The 19,378-nt window shown below is 59.6% G+C and carries 17 protein-coding genes; 9 read left to right on the forward strand and 8 right to left on the reverse strand.

All coding sequences use genetic code 11. The features are described from left to right. Positions 1 to 403 precede the first annotated feature (403 nt). Positions 404 to 3,076: an aconitate hydratase AcnA gene (acnA, locus tag L085_RS15400; protein ID WP_021503816.1), complete on the forward strand. Its 2,673-nt coding sequence runs from the start codon at positions 404 to 406 to the stop codon at positions 3,074 to 3,076. A 56-nt stretch (positions 3,077 to 3,132) separates the two neighbouring features. Here the strand turns inward: acnA and ribA are convergent, their stop codons facing one another. Further along, positions 3,133 to 3,726, reverse strand: coding sequence for a GTP cyclohydrolase II (ribA, locus tag L085_RS15405; RefSeq protein ID WP_004930678.1), 594 nt, complete (start codon positions 3,724 to 3,726; stop codon positions 3,133 to 3,135). Positions 3,727 to 4,005: 279 nt separating this feature from the next. Here ribA and pgpB point away from each other — a divergent pair, with 279 nt between their 5' ends. The 3 genes from pgpB to lapB all read left to right on the forward strand — a co-directional run bounded on the left by pgpB (position 4,006) and on the right by lapB (position 6,550). Next, positions 4,006 to 4,770: a phosphatidylglycerophosphatase B gene (gene pgpB / locus L085_RS15410; protein WP_021503815.1), complete on the forward strand. Its 765-nt coding sequence runs from the start codon at positions 4,006 to 4,008 to the stop codon at positions 4,768 to 4,770. A gap of 298 nt (positions 4,771 to 5,068) precedes the next feature. After that, a complete protein-coding gene (locus tag L085_RS15415) occupies positions 5,069 to 5,371 on the forward strand; it encodes a LapA family protein (RefSeq protein ID WP_025303024.1) in 303 nt (100 codons plus the stop codon). Between the two features lie 6 nt (positions 5,372 to 5,377). Next, positions 5,378 to 6,550 (forward strand): lipopolysaccharide assembly protein LapB, encoded by a 1,173-nt coding sequence (gene lapB, locus L085_RS15420; RefSeq protein ID WP_015378034.1) that lies wholly within the window; start codon positions 5,378 to 5,380, stop codon positions 6,548 to 6,550. Between the two features lie 53 nt (positions 6,551 to 6,603). Here the strand turns inward: lapB and L085_RS15425 are convergent, their stop codons facing one another. Both L085_RS15425 and L085_RS15430 read right to left on the reverse strand, forming a co-directional pair. After that, positions 6,604 to 6,906, reverse strand: a complete 303-nt coding sequence (locus tag L085_RS15425; protein ID WP_044031121.1) for an Arc family DNA-binding protein — start codon at positions 6,904 to 6,906, stop codon at positions 6,604 to 6,606. 172 nt (positions 6,907 to 7,078) lie between these two features. Beyond that, positions 7,079 to 7,339 (reverse strand): YdgH/BhsA/McbA-like domain containing protein, encoded by a 261-nt coding sequence (locus tag L085_RS15430; protein ID WP_044031122.1) that lies wholly within the window; start codon positions 7,337 to 7,339, stop codon positions 7,079 to 7,081. Positions 7,340 to 7,668: 329 nt separating this feature from the next. On the opposite strand from L085_RS15430, the gene pyrF reads away from it, so the two are divergent. Together pyrF and yciH are read left to right on the forward strand one after the other, a co-directional pair. After that, positions 7,669 to 8,397 (forward strand): orotidine-5'-phosphate decarboxylase, encoded by a 729-nt coding sequence (pyrF, locus tag L085_RS15435; protein WP_049870675.1) that lies wholly within the window; start codon positions 7,669 to 7,671, stop codon positions 8,395 to 8,397. Positions 8,398 to 8,407: 10 nt separating this feature from the next. Next, on the forward strand, positions 8,408 to 8,734 hold the full coding sequence (gene yciH, locus L085_RS15440) for a stress response translation initiation inhibitor YciH (protein WP_004930637.1): 327 nt from the start codon (positions 8,408 to 8,410) through the stop codon (positions 8,732 to 8,734). A 188-nt stretch (positions 8,735 to 8,922) separates the two neighbouring features. Here yciH and osmB read toward each other — a convergent pair whose 3' ends face one another. The 4 genes from osmB to L085_RS15460 form a co-directional block, all read right to left on the reverse strand. Beyond that, positions 8,923 to 9,141, reverse strand: a complete 219-nt coding sequence (osmB, locus tag L085_RS15445) for an osmotically-inducible lipoprotein OsmB (RefSeq protein WP_004930634.1) — start codon at positions 9,139 to 9,141, stop codon at positions 8,923 to 8,925. A gap of 258 nt (positions 9,142 to 9,399) precedes the next feature. Beyond that, positions 9,400 to 10,146 carry a DNA-binding transcriptional regulator YciT gene (locus tag L085_RS15450; protein WP_044031124.1) on the reverse strand — a complete coding sequence of 249 codons (747 nt, stop codon included), beginning with the start codon at positions 10,144 to 10,146 and terminating at the stop codon, positions 9,400 to 9,402. A gap of 50 nt (positions 10,147 to 10,196) precedes the next feature. After that, positions 10,197 to 12,629 carry a formate C-acetyltransferase/glycerol dehydratase family glycyl radical enzyme gene (locus L085_RS15455; protein WP_044031125.1) on the reverse strand — a complete coding sequence of 811 codons (2,433 nt, stop codon included), beginning with the start codon at positions 12,627 to 12,629 and terminating at the stop codon, positions 10,197 to 10,199. Between the two features lie 4 nt (positions 12,630 to 12,633). Next, the gene (locus L085_RS15460) at positions 12,634 to 13,533 is read right to left on the reverse strand and encodes a glycyl-radical enzyme activating protein (protein ID WP_044031126.1); all 900 of its coding nucleotides are present in this window, start codon (positions 13,531 to 13,533) and stop codon (positions 12,634 to 12,636) included. A gap of 149 nt (positions 13,534 to 13,682) precedes the next feature. Between L085_RS15460 and fsa the strand changes: the two genes are divergently transcribed. Further along, entirely contained in the window at positions 13,683 to 14,348 is a 666-nt protein-coding gene (gene fsa / locus L085_RS15465) for a fructose-6-phosphate aldolase (protein ID WP_015378028.1), read from the forward strand. Positions 14,349 to 14,400: 52 nt separating this feature from the next. On the opposite strand, the gene L085_RS15470 is transcribed toward fsa, so the two are convergent. Next, complete coding sequence (locus L085_RS15470) at positions 14,401 to 16,467, reverse strand: carbon starvation CstA family protein (protein WP_044031127.1); 2,067 nt, start codon at positions 16,465 to 16,467, stop codon at positions 14,401 to 14,403. A 384-nt stretch (positions 16,468 to 16,851) separates the two neighbouring features. Between L085_RS15470 and L085_RS15475 the strand changes: the two genes are divergently transcribed. After that, positions 16,852 to 18,015 (forward strand): M20 aminoacylase family protein, encoded by a 1,164-nt coding sequence (locus tag L085_RS15475; protein ID WP_044031128.1) that lies wholly within the window; start codon positions 16,852 to 16,854, stop codon positions 18,013 to 18,015. A gap of 30 nt (positions 18,016 to 18,045) precedes the next feature. Beyond that, a complete protein-coding gene (locus tag L085_RS15480; RefSeq protein ID WP_044031129.1) occupies positions 18,046 to 19,356 on the forward strand; it encodes an MFS transporter in 1,311 nt (436 codons plus the stop codon). The last annotated feature ends 22 nt before the right edge of the window (positions 19,357 to 19,378 follow it).

Raw genomic sequence — 19,378 nt, forward strand, 5'->3', positions numbered from 1 at the left:
CTGAAAAGCCGTCGTCCTTTCGACAGCTTCGTTTCCAACAAGATTGAAATTAGCGGTGATGGTGAAATAGGGATGAATAATTTCGACTCGGCTGTCATTGCCATTAAATTGGGTGTCTCTGCCATCATTGCTGCAGTTGTGCTCACAGTCTGTCGCCGCCTGGTGCGCCAATCCCGCTAAAGCCGCGAGATTTTCCCTGCAAAAACGCCGCCTCGTTGCGGCGTTTTCGTTGACGCGTAGCCTAACCCCTTGGCTGCGCTCGCACTTCCTTCTTCTTGATTGTTCTCACCTATCGCTGTGATCAAATCGTGTTGTTATCAAAACGTTAACTTATCTTTGTGGTATCTTTAAACAAGACCTCACTGATTACCCTGTTTTAATCACAATAAGAAATGGAGGAGCTATGTCGTCCGATCTTCGTGAAACAAGTCTGGATAAGCTGGTTGCGCTCAATAGCGAATATTACTACTACAGTCTGCCGCTGGCGGCGAAGCAGCTGGGTGATATCGACCGGTTGCCGAAATCAATGAAAGTGCTGTTGGAGAACCTGCTTCGCCATGTGGATGGCGATACCGTGCAGGTTGACGACCTCAAGGCCATCGTCGCCTGGTTGCAAACCGGCCATGCTGACCGTGAGATCGCCTACCGTCCAGCACGCGTGCTGATGCAGGATTTTACCGGCGTTCCGGCGGTGGTGGATCTGGCGGCGATGCGTGAAGCGGTGCGGCGGCTGGGCGGCAATGTCGACCAGGTGAACCCGCTGTCACCGGTGGATCTGGTGATTGACCACTCGGTCACCGTCGATGAATTCGGCGACGATAATGCCTTTGAAGACAACGTGCGCATCGAAATGCAGCGCAACCACGAGCGCTACACCTTCCTGCGCTGGGGGCAGAAAGCCTTCAACCGTTTCCGCGTGGTGCCGCCGGGCACCGGCATCTGCCACCAGGTCAACCTCGAATACCTCGGCCAAACGGTGTGGCACAGCGACGAAAGCGGTCGCCGCGTGGCCTATCCGGATACGCTGGTGGGCACCGATTCTCACACCACCATGATTAACGGCCTGGGCATTCTCGGCTGGGGCGTCGGCGGTATCGAAGCGGAAGCGGCGATGCTGGGCCAGCCGGTATCGATGCTGATCCCGGACGTGGTCGGCTTCAAGCTGACCGGCAAGCTCCGCGAGGGCATTACCGCCACCGACCTGGTGCTGACCGTCACCCAAATGCTGCGTAAGCACGGCGTTGTTGGCAAGTTCGTCGAGTTTTACGGCGACGGCCTGGCCGATCTGCCGTTGGCGGACCGGGCGACCATCGCCAACATGTCGCCGGAGTTCGGCGCCACCTGCGGTTTCTTCCCGGTAGATGACGTCACGCTCGGCTACATGAAGCTCAGCGGCCGCAGCGCCGAACAAATCGCGCTGGTGGAAGCCTACGCCAAGGCGCAGGGCATGTGGCGCAACCCGGGGGATGAGCCGGTATTCACCAGCTCGCTGGCGCTGGATATGTCGACGGTCGAGGCCAGCCTCGCCGGGCCGAAACGCCCGCAGGATCGCGTGGCGCTGCCGAATGTGCCGCAGGCGTTCAAGGCCGCTACCGAGTTGGATATCGGCGGCCACAAGGCCAAGACAGACAGCAAAACCTTTACGCTGGACGGGCAGCAGCACGAACTGCGCGACGGCGCAGTGGTGATCGCGGCGATCACCTCCTGCACCAACACCTCCAACCCGAGCGTGATGATGGCGGCCGGCCTGCTGGCGAAAAATGCCGTCAAGAAAGGGCTGCGCAGCAAACCCTGGGTAAAAACCTCGCTGGCGCCGGGTTCCAAAGTGGTGACCGACTACTTCGACAGCGCCAAACTCACCGCTTATCTGGAAGAGTTGGGGTTCAATCTGGTGGGGTATGGCTGTACCACCTGCATCGGTAACTCCGGCCCGCTGCCGGATCCGATCGAGCAGGCGATCAAAGAGGGCGATCTGACCGTGGGCGCGGTGCTGTCGGGCAACCGTAACTTCGAAGGGCGCATCCACCCGCTGGTGAAAACCAACTGGCTGGCCTCGCCGCCGCTGGTGGTGGCTTATGCGCTGGCGGGCAGCATGAAGATCGATCTGACCAAAGAGCCGCTGGGCGAGGGCAACGATGGCCAGCCGGTCTACCTGAAGGACATCTGGCCGAGCAGCCGGGACATCGCTCAGGCGGTGGAAGAAGTGCGCACCGAGATGTTCCATAAGGAGTACGGCGAAGTGTTCGACGGCGATGCCAACTGGCAGGCGATCCAGGTGACCGGTTCGGCGACCTATCAGTGGCAGGAGGATTCTACCTATATCCGCCATCCGCCGTTCTTCAGCACCATGAAGGTGAAGCCGGATCCGGTGCAGGACATCAAAGATGCGCGTATTCTGGCGATTCTGGCCGACTCGGTGACCACCGATCACATCTCGCCGGCGGGTAACATCAAGCGCGACAGCCCGGCGGGGCGTTACCTGAGCGAGCATGGCGTAGCGCCGCAGGATTTCAACTCCTACGGTTCACGCCGTGGCAACCACGAAGTGATGATGCGCGGCACCTTCGCCAACATTCGCATCCGCAACGAAATGGTGCCGGGCGTGGAAGGCGGCTATACCCGCCATATTCCTTCGCAACAGCAGCTGTCTATCTACGACGCCGCCATGCAGTATCAGCAGGAGAAGGTGCCGCTGGCGGTGATCGCCGGTAAAGAGTACGGTTCCGGCTCCAGCCGTGACTGGGCGGCGAAGGGGCCGCGCCTGCTGGGCGTGCGGGTGGTGATTGCCGAATCCTTCGAGCGTATACACCGCTCTAACCTGATCGGCATGGGGATTTTGCCGCTGGAGTTCCCGCAAGGGGTGACGCGTAAAACGCTGGGGTTGACCGGGGATGAGCAGATCAGCGTCGGCGGCCTGCAACAGCTGCAGCCGGGCCAGACGGTGCCGGTGCACATCACTTATGCCGACGGGCGCAAGGAAGTGGTCGACACCCGGTGCCGCATCGATACCGGCAATGAGCTGACTTACTACGAAAACGACGGCATCCTGCACTATGTGATCAGGAAAATGCTGTAATTAATCAATAAAAAGGGCGCCGTAAGGCGCCCTGATTGTTTCCGCGGCGGTGGCGATCACTTCTGGTCGAGCAAATGGCCCATTTTAGCGGCCTTGGTGGCCAGATAGCGTTCGTTCTTCGGATTGCGGCCGACGATCAACGGCACGCGTTCGCTGATGTTGATACCGGCTTCGGTCAGGATCTCGACCTTTTTCGGGTTGTTGGTCAGCAAACGCACCGCGTCGACGCCCAGCAGTTTGAACATGTCGGCACACAGGGTGAAGTCGCGCTCGTCGGCGGCGAAGCCGAGCTGGTGATTGGCTTCCACGGTGTCTGCGCCCTTATCCTGCAGGGCGTAGGCGCGGATCTTGTTCAACAGGCCGATATTGCGGCCCTCCTGGCGATGGTACAGCAGGATGCCGCGGCCTTCTTCCGCAATCTGCTCCAGTGCGGCTTCCAGTTGAAAACCACAGTCGCAGCGCAGGCTGAACAACGCGTCGCCGGTCAGGCATTCGGAATGCACGCGTGCGAGCACCGGCGCTTCGCCGGAAATATCACCGAATACCAGTGCCAGATGGTCATGTCCGGTCGCCAGTTCTTCGAATCCTACCATCAGGAAATCGCCCCAAGGTGTCGGCAGTTTAGCCTCTGCCACCCGTTTCAGCTGCATGTCACTCTCCACAAAAACCTACGATTCAATCATTGTCGCGCATCCTAAGTCCGGTTCAGTAAATTGACCAAGACTAAAACGTGCTACGCCGATCTCTATTTCGTTAATTATCGGCTATTTTGCCACAACTTCTTGCCGGGCGGTGCTCAGCAAACCAGCAGATGGCGTTTTCTGGCCACCTATTATTGCGATAGGTTTTCTATCTGTTTAATTTTTCGCGTGTTATCAATATTGCACTCTTGTTACACTGCAGCCTGATTCACGCAGAGGAAAACGGGAATGTATGAGATAGCAAAACGTACGGCGGGCGGCGCGCTGCTGCTGCTGTTGATGCCGCTGGTGGTATGGGCATCCGGCTGGCATTGGCAGCCCGGCGGCAATGATCGGCTGCTCAAAGCGCTGTTCTGGGTGACCGAAACCGTTACCTCGCCGTGGGGCATTCTGACCAGCGCTGTCCTTTGCGGTTGGTTTTTGTGGTGCCTGCGCTTTCGGCTGAAGGCGGCCATCGGTCTGGCGATCCTGCTTTCCGCCGCGTTGGTGATTGGGCAGGGGGTCAAGTCGTTGATCAAGGATCGGGTGCAAGAACCGCGGCCGTTTGTGGTATGGCTCGAGCAAACCCACGGCGTGGACGGAAAATATTTCTATTCGCTGCATCGCAAAGAGCGCAGCGCGCTGGTGCGCGAGCAACTGCAAGACCAGACGCTGGTGCCGAACTGGCTGCGCAAGCACTGGCAGTTTGAAACCGGCTTCGCGTTTCCGTCGGGGCATACGATGTTCGCCGCCACCTGGGCGCTGTTGGGCGTAGGGCTGCTGTGGCCGCGCCGCCATTATAAAACCGTTGCGTTGCTGATGGTGTGGGCAACGGGGGTGATGGGCAGCCGTCTGCTGCTGGGCATGCACTGGCCGCGCGATCTGGCGATGGCTACGCTGATCAGTTGGCTGCTGGTGGTGGTCACCTGCTGGCTGGCGCAGCGCTGGTTCGGCCCGCTGACGCCGCCGCCACAAGAGCAGCAGGAAATCGCGGCGCGCAAGCCGGAGATATGATCGCTATGTGACCACGTCACAAAATAGGCGGCATCGGATCGGTGCCGCATTAACCGCTTACATTTTCCCGCCATTGCAATCCGCGCCGTCGCCCCCATATCCTTATAAATTCGACGTTTTGAGAAGCTTTCTCATCAATTTGTTCGTTAAAGCCGTTTACTGCCGAATATGCCAGCAGATATGTGGTTTTATCGTGCCGCAGGGTTTCCCTGCCGCAACGGGAAATGCTAACTTAAGGGTTAGGGACGCCACATTTTGGCATCGTTCATCCGATTCACTCGGCATCGCGGGAAAGAATGTGAAATATTTGCTGATTTTTTTGTTGGTTCTGGTGATCTTCGTGATTTCCGTCACTTTGGGTGCGCATAACGATCAGGTGGTCAATTTTAACTATCTGGTTGCGCAGGGCGACTATCGCGTATCGACCCTGTTGGCCACGCTGTTTGGTGCCGGTTTCGTTCTCGGCTGGATCATTTGCGGCCTGTTCTACCTGCGCACGCGTATTGCGCTGGGTCGCGCCGAGCGCAAGATCAAAAGGCTGGAGCTGCAGCTTGAGCAGCCCGCTGAACCGGCGGCTCAGGCCGTTGTCAGCAAGGAATAACCCTCTATGTTAGAACTGCTGTTTCTGTTGCTGCCCGTGGCTGCCGCGTACGGTTGGTACATGGGGCGCAGAAGCGCTCAGCAGGATAAACAGCAAGAAGCCAACCGCCTGTCGCGTGAATACGTGGCAGGGGTGAACTTTCTGCTTTCAAACCAGCAGGATAAGGCGGTCGATCTGTTCCTCGACATGTTGAAAGAGGACAGCAACACCGTTGAGGCCCACCTGACGTTGGGCAACCTGTTCCGCTCGCGCGGCGAAGTCGACCGCGCTATCCGCATCCATCAGGCCTTGATGGAAAGCGCTTCCCTGACCTTTGAGCAGCGCCTGTTGGCGGTGCAACAGCTGGGCCGTGACTATATGGCCGCCGGGCTTTACGACCGCGCGGAAGACATGTTCAGCCAGTTGACTGACGAAGCGGATTTTCGTGTCTCGGCGTTGCAGCAACTGCTGGTGATCCATCAGGCGACCAGCGACTGGCAGAAAGCGATCGACGTGGCGGAAAAACTGGTCAAGCTGGGCAAAGAGAAGCAACGCGTCGAGATCGCGCACTTTTACTGTGAGTTGGCGCTGCAGGCAATGGGCAGCGACGATCTCGATCGGGCAATGAGCCTGCTCAAGCGTGCGGACGCGGCCGATAAACAGTGCGCGCGCGTGTCCATCATGTTCGGGCGCATCTACATGGCTCAAAACGACTACGCCAAAGCGGCAGAGTCGCTGCAGCGCGTATTGAGCCAGGATAAAGAGCTGGTCAGCGAGACGCTGCCGATGCTGCAGGAATGCTACACGCATCTGCCGGAACAGCAGCACAACTGGGCGGATTTCCTTAAGCGCTGCGTAGAAGAGAACACCGGCGCCACCGCCGATCTGATGCTGGCCGAGATCATCGAGCAGCACGAAGGGCGCGACGTGGTGCAGGTCTATATCAACCGTCAGCTGCAGCGTCATCCCACTATGCGGGTGTTTTATCGGCTGATGGATTATCACCTGGCGGACGCTGAAGACGGCCGTGCGAAAGAGAGTCTGCTGCTGTTGCGCGATATGGTCGGCGAGCAAATTCGCACCAAGCCTCGATACCGCTGCCACAAATGTGGCTTCACCGCGCACTCGCTCTATTGGCATTGCCCGTCGTGCCGCGCCTGGTCATCGGTCAAACCGATACGCGGTCTGGATGGACAATAACGCGGCGGAGCGGCAAAAAAACGGGGCGAAAATCGCCCCGTTTTTTATGTTCATCACTTACTTTTCTTGCCGCCTTTGACGCCGGTTTTCAACAGCTGACGCAGTTTCTTCAGCTCTTTCTGGCTCAGTGGCTGTTCAATTTCTTCTTCGGTGCTTTGATTGTCGATCTCGCCGTGGTGCAGCTCATCCGCCTTTTTGGCCGGTTTTTCTGCTTTGGTGGCGGGCGCGCTGAAACTGCTTTCCAGGCGCTGGCACACTTCCACGCTCAACGAAAATTCGTTTTCAGCGGCGGCGGCGCGAATTTTTTCCTTCAGTTCCAGAGGAATTTTAATGGTAAGTGTCGATATCTCGCTCATTTTGAAAGCCTTTCTGCAGGAAGATGCCTTCAAGCTAAGCCACTGACGATCGGGTGTCTAGTGTGTAATAAAAATTTAATATTTTTGTAACAAAGCGGGGCGGGGAAAATGCGGTTTTTTCAGGCGGCAAACAGAGGCAGGGCCCGAACGTTCGGGCCCTGTACCGGAAACATTATTTGTAGATGATCGCGGTGCCGCTCAACATGTTGTTACCACCGGCGGAGATGATGCGGTAGCTGATGGCGCCCTGGGCATCCGCTTTAGCGGCCAGTTTTTTCTCCAGGCTGCTGAGGGTGGTTGCGTGACCTGCGGAAACGATGCCGGCGGCGGTCAGGTTATCGGCCTGCTGGCTGCTGATCGGTTCAGCGGCGAAGGTGGCGAAAGAGGTCAGTGCGATAGCGGCTGCGGCTGCAAAATATTTGATGGTTTTCATGGGTGACTCCAGTCTGTTTATTTAGGAAGGAAGCCATTCGCTTCCGATGGGGTGAATAATAAAGCATCCGTGCCGATTGAAAATCTGATAATGCTGAGTAAGTCATTCAAAATATCTGATTAACAATTTACGCATCTTTACGGCGTTTTACGCTGCGTGGTTTATTGCTGACGGGCGTTCATTGACGCGCCATGACAAAGGCGGGAGGTAACATGACAGAGCGTAGGTGCGCGCTGCGGCTGGGATTTCGGGCCTCCGACATGTAGAATGCGGCGGTCAGTTTCGCGGGTGAGTCCCTGATTATCTCCATTTTACAAAAGGTAGAAGAAATGAAGTCTGAAAATAACGCTAATAACAATGACTTAAAATCATCTCCAATCGTTGTGGCGTTAGATTACGCCGATAAGAACGCTGCGCTGGCGTTCGCCGACCGTATCGATCCGCAAGACTGCCGGCTGAAAGTGGGCAAAGAAATGTTCACGCTGTTTGGGCCGCAACTGGTGCGCGATCTGCATGGGCGCGGTTTCGACGTGTTTCTCGACCTGAAATTCCACGATATTCCCAATACCACTGCGCATGCGGTAGCGGCGGCGGCCGAACTGGGCGTTTGGATGGTTAACGTCCACGCCAGCGGCGGCGCGCGCATGATGACTGCCGCTAAAGAAGCGCTGGCGTCATTCGGGACGGATGCGCCGCTGTTGATCGCCGTAACCGTGCTCACCAGCATGGAAGCGGAAGACCTGCGCGGCATCGGCATCGAGGCCAGCCCGGCGGAACACGCCGAGCGCCTGGCGCGCCTGACCCGCGACTGCGGGCTGGACGGCGTAGTGTGTTCGGCACACGAAGCGCAGCGGCTGAAGGCGGCCTGCGGGCAGGCTTTCCAACTGGTGACGCCGGGGATCCGCCCTGAAGGCAGCGCGGCGGGCGATCAGCGTCGTATCATGACGCCAGTGCAGGCGCAGGCCGCCGGCGTTGACTATATGGTGATTGGGCGTCCGATCACCCAATCCGCCGATCCGGCCACGACGCTGCGCGCGATCCGCGCCTCTTTGGCCTGAGGAAGCGATGATGAATGACGATAACAGCCGTCTGGTGTATTCCACGGACACCGGTCGCATCAAGCAGGAAGAGGTTAAACCGCAACGCGCCAAGGGCGATGGCGTCGTGCGCATCCAGCGCCAGACCAGCGGCCGCAAGGGGAAGGGCGTGTGCCTGATTACCGGCGTCGATCTGGATGATGCCGCGCTCGACAAACTGGCGGCAGAACTGAAAAAGAAATGCGGCTGCGGCGGCTCGGTGAAAGAGGGAGTCATCGAGATCCAGGGCGATAAACGCGATCTGCTCAAACAGCTGCTGGAGGCCAAAGGCATGAAGGTCAAACTGGCGGGCGGTTGAGGCGAATCGCCATGCCGCAGTGCAATGCTGCGGCATGGCTAGAGGTTGTTGCTTCCGGGGATTAACCCGTTAACGGCGAAAGAACCATAGACTTAACGTAAAACAGACCTGAAATCATCGTTATTGGTTAATACGTCAAAGCGCCAAGTCGCTTTTGCCCGCCTGTCGGCGGAGGAACATCGGGCAGGTTATTTGCCAACCTGGTGACCGATGATGCCGCCCACCGCTGCTCCACCCAGCGTGCCCAAAGCGCTGCCGTTGGTCAGCACTGCGCCGCCGACTGCACCGGCGCCGGCGCCGATGGCGGTGTTGCGATCGCGTTTGGACATGTTGGAACAGGCGCTCAGTGAAAACGCCAGAGTCAGAGCCAGAGCGGCGGTGGCGAAACGTTTATTGATAATCATCATAATGACTTCTCCTTAGCATTGGCTATATGGAAGTGCCTTATAAGTATAGGCGTTAACCATAAATCAGGCCTGCTGTTGATTCCCATACGGTATCGATATAAAAAATGGCATTTTTTGTTAACGGCCGAATAATTAGCGGGTTACGGCCCAAAAATTACCGAAGCTGAGTATAGGTTTCTCGGGAAGGATAAACAGGTAAATAGTCTTAAAATCCCGCTGCGCAAGGGAAACGGCGGGCGGCGTGGCCCGCGCGGCGCGTTATTCGTTGACCAGCTCCACCTGTACGCCCTGGCGTTTCAGCTGATGCTGATACTCCAGCGCCAAACGTGAATCGGTGATCACCCGGCTGATTTGCCCCGGCTGCGCCAGCGGATTGGGCTGGATCTGGCCGAATTTGCTGGAGTCCGTCAGCACGATATTCTCCACGCCCTTGGCCAGTACCGCGCTGACCACATCGGCGCGCATCATGTCGCGGCCGGTAAAGCCGGTTTCGGCCTGAAAGCCGTCAATGCCGATAAACGCCTTATTGAAATGCACCTGCTGAATGCACAGCCGCGTCAGCGGGCCGACCACGGTCTCGCTTTTCTTCTGGTACATACCGCCCAGCACAATCACGTCGCAGTCGGTTTCTTTCAGCAGGTTGGCGATGTAGTGGCTGACGGTGATCAGCGTAATGCGCTTGTGTTCGGCGATGTAGCGCGCCAGCAGGGCGTTGGCGCTGCCGCTCTCGATAAAGATCGTCTCGCCGTCGTTGACCTGCGCGGCGGCGTATTGCGCCAGCCGCTGCTTGAGGGTGAAATTGGACATCATGCGGGCGTCGACGTCGTCGCTCTCCAACGCCACGGCGGAACCGTGCACCCGCTTCAGATAACTGCGCTTTTCCAGCAGGTTGAGATCCTGCCGGATGGTGACTTCCGAGACGCCCGAGGCGCGCGCCAGCTCATTGACGCTGATCCGCCGGCGATCGTTAACCAACTGCAATATGGTCTGTTGTCGTAAATTCATATCGGCCTGATGATGCGGCCGCCAAGGCGCGGCCGCTAAGAGTCAAAGGTTTAAAGAGTATGTTCTGTGCGCGCAATAATATCATCCTGCGCCTCAGGGGATAATGCGGTAAAGAAGGCGGAATAGCCAGCTACGCGAACCACTAAATCACGATATTGGTCAGGGTGTTGCTTCGCCGCCAGCAGCGTTTCGCGCGACACGATGTTGTACTGCACATGCCAGCCGCGGTAGCTCTCGAAGAAGGTGCGCAACATCAGCATCAGCTTTTCCCGGTCGCGCGGGTTGTCCAGCGTCGCCGGGTTCAGCTTTTGGTTGAGCAGCACGCCGCCGAGGATCGCCTCGGTCGGCAATTTGGCGAGCGAATTGAACACCGCCGTCGGCCCCAGGTGGTCGGTGCCGGACGCCGGGCTGGCGCCTTCCGCCAGTGGCGTGTGCGCCTTACGTCCATCGGGCGTGGCCAGGGTGGCAGCGCCGAACGGCACGTTGGCCGAGATCGACGAGGTGCCGGCGTAGTAACCACCGCCGATCGGCCCACGGCCGAAGCGGGTGTTGCGATACTGCTTCAGTTCTTCGATGTAGGTTTGGTAGGCGCGTACCAGCAGCCGATCGACCTCGTCCACGTCGTTGCCGTATTTGGGCGCGGCGTTGAGCAGCCGCTGGCGCAGCTGCTCGCCATCCAGCCCGGCGAAGTCGTCGGCCAGCGCCGTCGCCAACTGCTGCTGGCCGATCGCCCCTTGGTCGAACACCAGTTTGCGCACCGCCGCGAGGCTGTTGCCCAGGTTGGCGATGCCGACCTGCAGGCCGGAAACCCAATCGTATTTGGCGCCGCCTTGTTTGATACTTTTGCCGCGTTCGATGCAGTCGTCCACCAGCGCGGAACAGAGGATATCGTGGGCGTTCTCCTCCAGCACGCTGTCCACCACGCACTCGATCTCGATCGACTTGCGCGTGTAGTAGCGGATTTGCCGATCCCAGGCGGCTAAGACCTGCTCGAAATCGGCGAAGTTTCCTTTGGACAGCGCCTGTTCCTGTGGCAGGAAGATCTGCCCGGAGGTCGCGTCGCGGCCCTGTTCCAGCGCCGCCAGCAGCACGCGGGCGAAGTTGATGAAGCTCATGCCGGTGCAGCGATAGCCCCATTTTCCGCCGACGGCGGTCTCGATACAGCCGATGGCGGCGTAGTCGTAAGCGTCTTGCGGTTCGACCCCCAACTTGATGAACTCGGGAATGACGATTTCGTCATTATTGAATGCCGGCATGCCGAAGCCGCAGCGGATCACCTGTACGCAGGCGTCGAGGAAATCGGCGCTCATCCCGGCGTGGTAACGCACGCTGAGGTTGGGCTGGGTGGAACGCAGGCGGCCGCAGGACTCGAGAATGGCGTAGGACAGCGGATTGACCGCGTCGCACGGCCGGCCGTCGATCAGCTTCTGTCCGCCGATGGTGACGTTCTGGTACAGCGGGCTGCCGGCGGAAGCCTTGGAATGCGAGCCGGAGCGGATCTTGTTGACCTCCAGCAGCTTCAGCCAGCAGCTGTGCAACAGCTCGATGGCGTCTTCCCGCGCCAGCTTTTGCTCCAGCTCCACGTCACGCCGATACCAGGGATAGAGGTATTGATCGAGGCGGCCGAAGGAAACCGAATGGCCGTTGGATTCGATCTGCAGCGTCAATTGGATGAAATAGCACAGCTGCAGCGCCTGCCAGAAGGTTTGCGGCGGGCGATGGGCGATCTGTTCACAGTTATCCGCGATGGCCAGCAGCTCGGTACGCCGGCCAGTGCGCGGTTCGTTTTGCGCCATGTCGCGCGCCAGGCGGGCGAAGCGCAGGATGTGTTCGCTCAGCGCCGCCAGCACGATGTCGATAGCGTTGAGAAACTGCGCTTTGTGCAGGTCCTCCCACTCGGTCAGGCGCAGGCGGCTGCGGCGCGCGTTCACTTTTTCACGCAGGCCGTCGAGACCTAGCTCCAGCAACAGCGGGAAGTTGACCGCCAGGTGAGCATCGCCGGAGGTCATGTTGCCCTCGGCCTTGATGATGCCGGTGGCCAGCAGCGCTTTTTGCTCGTCGGTGAACATGCCGTAGCAGCGATCCTGCACCGTTTGGCCGCGCCACCAGGGGCACAGACGATGCAAAATTGCCTTGTTCTCTTCGCTGACCGAAAAACCGGCGCCCGGCCGGTCGGCTAGCTGGTCTATTTCGTTTTCTATCCAGCCGACGGTGTATTCGGGGAAGATCGGCGCGGCGCGCAGTTCGCTGGCCTGGTTGCCGACGATCAACTCGTCGTTGGCGATCCAGATGCTGCGTTTCGCCAGGTGGTTGGCCAGCGCCAGCGCGCGGCGCACCGGCAGCGGCTTGTCCTGATGCTGTTGATAGGCTTCGGTATAGTGCTGCGCGCGTTCGGTGCACACCGGCGGTTTGACGATGTGAATCAGCGCGTTCTTGTGCGCCTGAATGCGGGCGCTGAGGGTGGTCAAATCCAACGTGGTCATGGCGTTATCCTCGCAAAATGGCGGTCAGGCCTTTGGCGCCGGCATAGTCTTCGGCGTAGGCCAGCAGATCGGGCGCGTCCAGCGGCGTGCGGGCGGCGCGGTAGGGCTCGCCGAGCAGGTGATATTTGTTGATGCCCAGCGTGTGGTACGGCAGAAAGTGAATCTCCGATACGCCGATCTCGTCGGCGGCGAAGTCGACGATCGCGCGGACAGAGCGGCGATCGGCGTTGAAATCGGGGATCAGCGGCACGCGCACGGTCATTGGCACGCCGTGCGCCGCCAGCCGGCGGAAATTGTTCATCACCCGGCGGGCGGAGCCGCCGGTCCAGGCTCTGAAGCGCGCTTCGTCGGTGTGTTTGAGATCGGCCAGCAGCAGATCCAGCCACGGCAACGAAGGCGCGATGTAACGCCAGGGAACGTGCAGGCAGGATTCGACGGCGGTGTGGATGCCGGCCTCGTGGCCGCGCCGCAGCAGTTCCGCCGCAACCTCCGGCTGCATAAAGGGCTCGCCGCCGGACAGCGTTAAACCGCCGCCGCTGCGCAGGTAGAAAGGCTTATCCCGCATTACCTCGGCCATGATATCGTCGGGGTTGACCGGACTGCCGCACAGGCTGAGCGCGCCGGTCGGGCAGGTGGCGGCCAGCGCTGCGTAGTCGTCTGCGCTGATGACTTCACGCCGCAGCGTCAATGCCTCCTCGTCACGTTGCAGGCCTTGTGGGCAGCGCTCGGCGCACAGCGTGCAGCCGCTCAGGCACAGGCGCTCGTCAAACAGCAGGTCTGCGTGGCGCGAACGGCTTTCCGGGTTCTGACACCAGCGGCAGCTCAGCGGGCAGCCTTTTAAAAAGACCACGCTGCGGATGCCGGGGCCGTCATGGGTCGAGTAGCGCTGCAGATTAAAGAACATGAGTCACCCGTTTGGCGTTGCTGAATCTTTCGCCATTAAAGGTGTTTCGAATGAAAGTTGAATTGATTTTGATCAAAGGTTGGCGGTTTTTTTGCCCTATGATGATCAGAGTTTGAATCCGCCCACAGAACATGACACAGGAGTCCGTGATGGAGCTTTATCTCGATACCGCCGATGTGACCGCGGTAAAACGCCTGGCGCGCATTCTGCCGCTGCACGGCGTCACCACCAACCCGAGCATCGTGGCGAAGGAAGGCAAGCCGATCTGGGAAGTGCTGCCCGCGCTGCGCGACGCCCTCGGCGGCACCGGCAAGCTGTTTGCGCAGGTGATGGCGGCCGATGCGGAACGTATGGTGGCGGAGGCGGCGCTGCTCAGCCAGCGGGTACCGGGGCTGGTAGTGAAGATCCCGGCGACCGCCGAAGGGTTGGCGGCGATCAAGAAGCTTAAAACGATGTCCATTCCGACGCTGGGCACCGCAGTGTACGGCGCCGGGCAAGGGCTGTTGGCGGCATTGGCCGGGGCGGAATATGTGGCGCCTTATGTCAACCGCGTGGACGCGCAGGGCGGCGACGGCATCGAAATGGTGCACGAGCTGCAGCAGCTGTTGAGCCTGCATGCGCCGTCGGCGCAGGTGCTGGCCGCCAGCTTCAAAACGCCGCGCCAGGCGCTGGAGTGCTTGCTCGCGGGCTGTCAGGCCATCACGCTGCCGGTGGACGTCGCGGAGCAGTTCCTGAATGCGCCGGCGGTGCAGGCCGCGGTCGAGAAGTTCGAACAGGATTGGCAGGGGGCGTTCGGTTCCACGCTGCTGGGTTGAAGCCTGGGCAGTAAAAAGGGCGCCGCGGCGCCCTTGCTTGAGGGGGGGCCGCTTAGCCGCGGCCGGTTTCTTCCCGCAGTGCGGCGCTGACCTCGTGCGCCGTCGGTTGTTCGGAACACAGCGCCCGGCGGATCGCGAAGAAGGCGGCGATCAGCATGGTCACCGCTACCAGCATAAAGAACCCGCACAGCGCGGCATTGATCTGGTTGCTGAACACGATGGTCTCCATGTCCTTCAGCGACTTGGCCGGCGCAATGATCGTGCCTTGCTCGATGCCGGTAGAGAATTTCTTCGCCTGCGCCAGGAAACCGATGCTCGGTTTCTCATGGAAGATCTTCTGCCAGCCGGCGGTCATGGAGGTCACGAACAGCCAGGCGGTCGGCAGAATGGTGACCCAGGCGTAGCGCTGCTTTTTCATCTTGAACAGCACCACGGTGCCGAGGATCAGCGCCATCGACGCCAGCATCTGGTTGCCGATGCCGAACAGCGGCCACAGGGTATTGATGCCGCCGAGCGGATCGACCACCCCCTGATACACGAAGAAGCCCCAGCCGGCCACCGCCACCGTGGTGCCCGCCAGGTTGCCGAACCAGGAGCGGTTGTTGGCCAGCTGCGGCACCGCCACGCCCACCAGATCCTGCACCATAAAGCGGCAGGCACGGGTACCGGCGTCGACGGCGGTCAGGATGAACAGCGCTTCGAACAGAATGGCGAAGTGATACCAGAACGCCATCATCGCCCGGCTGTTGAACACCTCGCTGATGATGTGCGCCATACCCACGGCGAAGGTCGGGGCGCCGCCGGCGCGCGACAGGATGGAGTTCTCACCTACCTCTTTGGCGATCAGCGCCAGCGTCTCCGGCGTGACGATAAAGCCCCAGCTGTTAATCACCTGCGAAGCATTTTCCACCGTGGTGCCGATCAGCGCCGCCGGTGAGTTCATGGCGAAGTAAACGCCCGGATCCAGCACCGAGGCACAGATCAGCGCCATGATGGCGACGAAAGACTCCATCAGCATGGCGCCGTAACCGATAAAGCGAATGTGGCTTTCGCGTTCCACCAGTTTGGGCGTGGTGCCGCTGGAAACCAGCGCGTGGAAGCCGGAAATGGCGCCGCAGGCGATGGTGATGAACAGGAATGGGAACAGGGCGCCGGCGAACACTGGGCCGCTGCCGTCGATAAAGCGCGAAACCGCCGGCATTTTCATCTCCGGCATGGCGAAAACGATGCCGATGGCCAGGCCGATGATGACGCCGATCTTCATAAAGGTCGAAAGGTAGTCGCGCGGCGCCAGCAGCAGCCACACCGGCAGCACCGAGGCGACGAAGCCGTAGATCACCAGCACCCAGGTCAGGGTGGTGCCGTGCAGCGTGAAGAACGGCCCCCAATAGGGATCTTGCGCCACGTTGCCGCCGTAAACGATCGCCAGCAGCATCAGCACGAAGCCGAACACTGAGATTTCAGCGATTTTGCCCGGCCGGATAAAGCGCATGTAGATGCCCATGAACAGCGCGATCGGGATGGTGGCGGCGATAGTGAACAGCCCCCACGGGCTGTCGGCCAGCGCCTTCACCACCACCAGCGCCAGCGCCGACAGGATGATGATCATCACCCCCAGCGCGCCGAGCATGGTGATCACCCCGGCGAACGCCCCCAGCTCCTGTTTGGCCATCTCCCCCAGCGAGCGCCCGTCGCGGCGGGTGGAGATGAACAGCACCAGGAAGTCCTGCACCGCGCCGGCCAGCATGACGCCGACCAGGATCCAGATGGTTCCCGGCAGGAAGCCCATTTGTGCGGCCAGGATCGGCCCCACCAGCGGCCCGGCGCCGGCGATGGCGGCGAAGTGGTGGCCGAACAGCACCCATTTGTTGGTGGGTACATAGTCCAGGCCGTCGTTGTGACGTTCGGCCGGGGTTAGACGGCGGTCATCCAGTTCAAAGACCTTGTCGGCGATGAACCGGCTGTAGAAGCGGTAGGCGATGCTGTAGCAGGCGACGGCGGCGACCACCAGCCAGACGGCGTTGACGTGTTCGCCGCGGCTGAGCGCCAGCATGGCGAAGGCGAAAGCGCCGACCAACGCCACCAGCAGCCAGATAAGTCCGGACCTGATGTTTTTCATGAAACAACTCCTTGGCGTACAGAGGTAGAAATTGACGTTGTTATTAGGGATGACGTTTTAACAGTAGAAGTTTTGCCGCTGAACCGCGGCAGGTCGGATGAGAAATGTGAAGCAGGTGGGGTTTTGGTGTAAAAACAAGGCGATGAAACGCCGTTGGCGCAGGCTACCGCCCACGCATTTCCGAACAGATTTTCATTCTGCACTTTTACTGCGCATGCAGCGAATCATCGCCGATTTTTATCTGGGTGTGGCGTTTGTCGGCTTATTATTTCATCTGTAGAGGTGTGCCGGAATAAAATGGCGCGCGTCGTGTTATACCTTATTTTCATCCGTCTGTTTATTCATTCATTAAATAAATAATAGGGAAAGAAAAGGGATTTAATTATGATAAATAAAGTTATTGCAGGGTATTTACCGCAGCTCACGGCGATTCGTCATGATATTCACCAGCACCCGGAGCTTGGCTTCGAGGAGTTTCGTACCAGCGATTTGGTGGCGGATTATTTGAGTTCGTGGGGGTATGAGGTGCACCGCGGATTGGCCGGCACTGGTGTGGTGGGGACGCTGCGGGTGGGTGACGGCGTGAAAAGCCTCGGGCTGCGCGCCGATATGGACGCCTTGCCGCTAGAGGAAAACAACGGCAAACCCTGGAGCAGCAGCGTAGCCAACCGCATGCATGGCTGCGGCCACGACGGGCATACCACCATGTTGCTTGGCGCTGCGCGTTACCTGGCGCAAACGCGCAATTTCAACGGCACGTTGCATGTGATTTTCCAGCCGGCGGAAGAGACGCTGGATGGCGGTGCGCGCATGGTGGAACAGGGGCTGTTCGAACGCTTCCCCTGCGACGCCATTTTCGCCATGCACAATATGCCTGGGTTGCCCGCCGGCGAGTTCTTTTTCCAGCACGGTCCCTTTATGGCTTCTTCGGATCAGATTGTGGTCACGATACAGGGGCGTGGCGGCCACGGCGCCATGCCGCATTTGACGGTCGATCCGGTACTGGTGGCGTCGCACATTGTCATTGCGCTGCAGAGCATCGTATCGCGCAATACCAATCCGCTTGAAGCGGCGGTGATCACCGTCGGCAGCATTAAAGCCGGTGAGGCGGCCAATGTGATCCCTGATAGTGCGGAAATGAAGCTCAGCGTACGAGCGCTGGGGCGCGAATGGCGAACAACGCTGTTATCGCGCATTCCCGCGCTGATTCAGGCGCAGGCGCAAAGTTTCGGTGCCAGCGCGGTCGTGACTCATGTCAACGGTGCTCCGGTATTGGTCAACGACGAAGCCATGACGCGTTTCGCGCATCAGGTGGCGGAACAGCAGTTTGGTGCCGCGCGCGCGCACTACGGCGCTAAGCCGCTGATGGGCAGCGAGGATTTCACCTTCATGCTCGAGGCGCAGCCGCAGGGGTGTTATCTGCTGATCGGCAATGGCGACGGTGAAGGCAGCTGTATGGTGCATAACCCGGGATACGACTTTAACGATGAATGTCTGGCGGCGGGCAGCCATTATTGGGGCGCGCTGACGGAAGCGTATTTAAAATAAGTCAGAAAAATAATAACAGGGAAGATAATAATGAGTGAAAATACGGCGGTGACGCAATCAGAAATAAACGCGCCGTCGAAGACAGGCGGCAAGAAAGTGATATTTGCCGCCTCCTTCGGTAATGCGTTGGAATTTTTCGACTTCGGCATTTATAACTTCTTCGTCATTTATATTAGTGTGCTGTTCTTTCCGCCGTCGAGCGATCCTAATCTGGCGTTGCTGCTGGCGTTCGCCACGTTCGGCGTCAGTTTTATTATGCGGCCTCTGGGCGGTATTTTGATCGGCGCCTATGCCGATCGCCGTGGACGCAAACCGGCGATGATCCTGACGATTTCACTGATGAGCCTGGGTACGGCGATGATCGGTTTTGCGCCGACCTACGCCAGCGCCGGCTATTGGGGAACCATCACGCTGGTGGTGGCGCGCCTTATCCAGGGGGGGGCGGCGGGCGGAGAGGTGGGGGCGTCGATGTCGTTGCTGGTGGAGTCGGCGCCGCCTAATCGGCGCGGCTTCTATTCCAGCTGGTCACTGGCGACGCAGGGCATCGCCAGCGTGATTGGCGGTGTGACAGCGCTGGGGTTGAGCGCCGCGCTGCCGCTGCTTTCGGGCGAACCGAATGCGATGGCTGAATGGGGCTGGCGCATTCCTTTCTTTATCGGCGTGGCGCTTGCTCCGCTCGGTTGCTGGCTGCGCCTCGGGCTGGAAAGCGACCGTCCGCCGATGCCGCGCACTCAGGAGCCGCCTGTGCAGCTGCGCCGGCACTCGCGTGCGGTGGTACTCGGCGTGATGTTGACCATCGGCGCCACGGTCGCCACTTACATCTCTATGTATTATTTCGGTACCTTTGCGGTGAAGTATCTGGGCATGGCGCAGACTTACGGCTATGCCGCGATGCTGCTGGCCGGGATCATCACTTTCGGCGGCAGTTTGCTGGTTGGGAGCTGGTGCGATCGCTATGGCCGTCTGCCGCTGATCCGCTGGGCGCGGATCGCCATTTTGTTGCTGGCGTTGCCGGTTTTCTGGCTGCTGACGGTGGCGCCGCATCCGGCGGTGTTGCTGAGCGTGGTGGCGCTGATGGTTGGGCTAACGACGTTGGGGTCTGTTCCTACGCTGTTGGTGATTTCCGAGCTGTTTCCGCAGCGGGTGCGCGCGCTGGGGTTTGCGTTGGTTTATAGCCTTGGCGTCGCAATCTTCGGCGGCTTTGCCCAATACATCGCTTCACAGTCGATCGCGTTCAGCGGTTCGCTGCTGGCGCCCGCCGGCTATCTGATGTTGGCGACGCTGATCTCGCTGGCCGCGCTGCCGCTGTTGCGTGAAACCGGCGGCGATCCGCTGCGCTAGCAGACGCGGGGCGAAAAAAACG

The organism is Serratia sp. FS14, assembly GCF_000695995.1.
GTDB lineage: Bacteria > Pseudomonadota > Gammaproteobacteria > Enterobacterales > Enterobacteriaceae > Serratia > Serratia nematodiphila.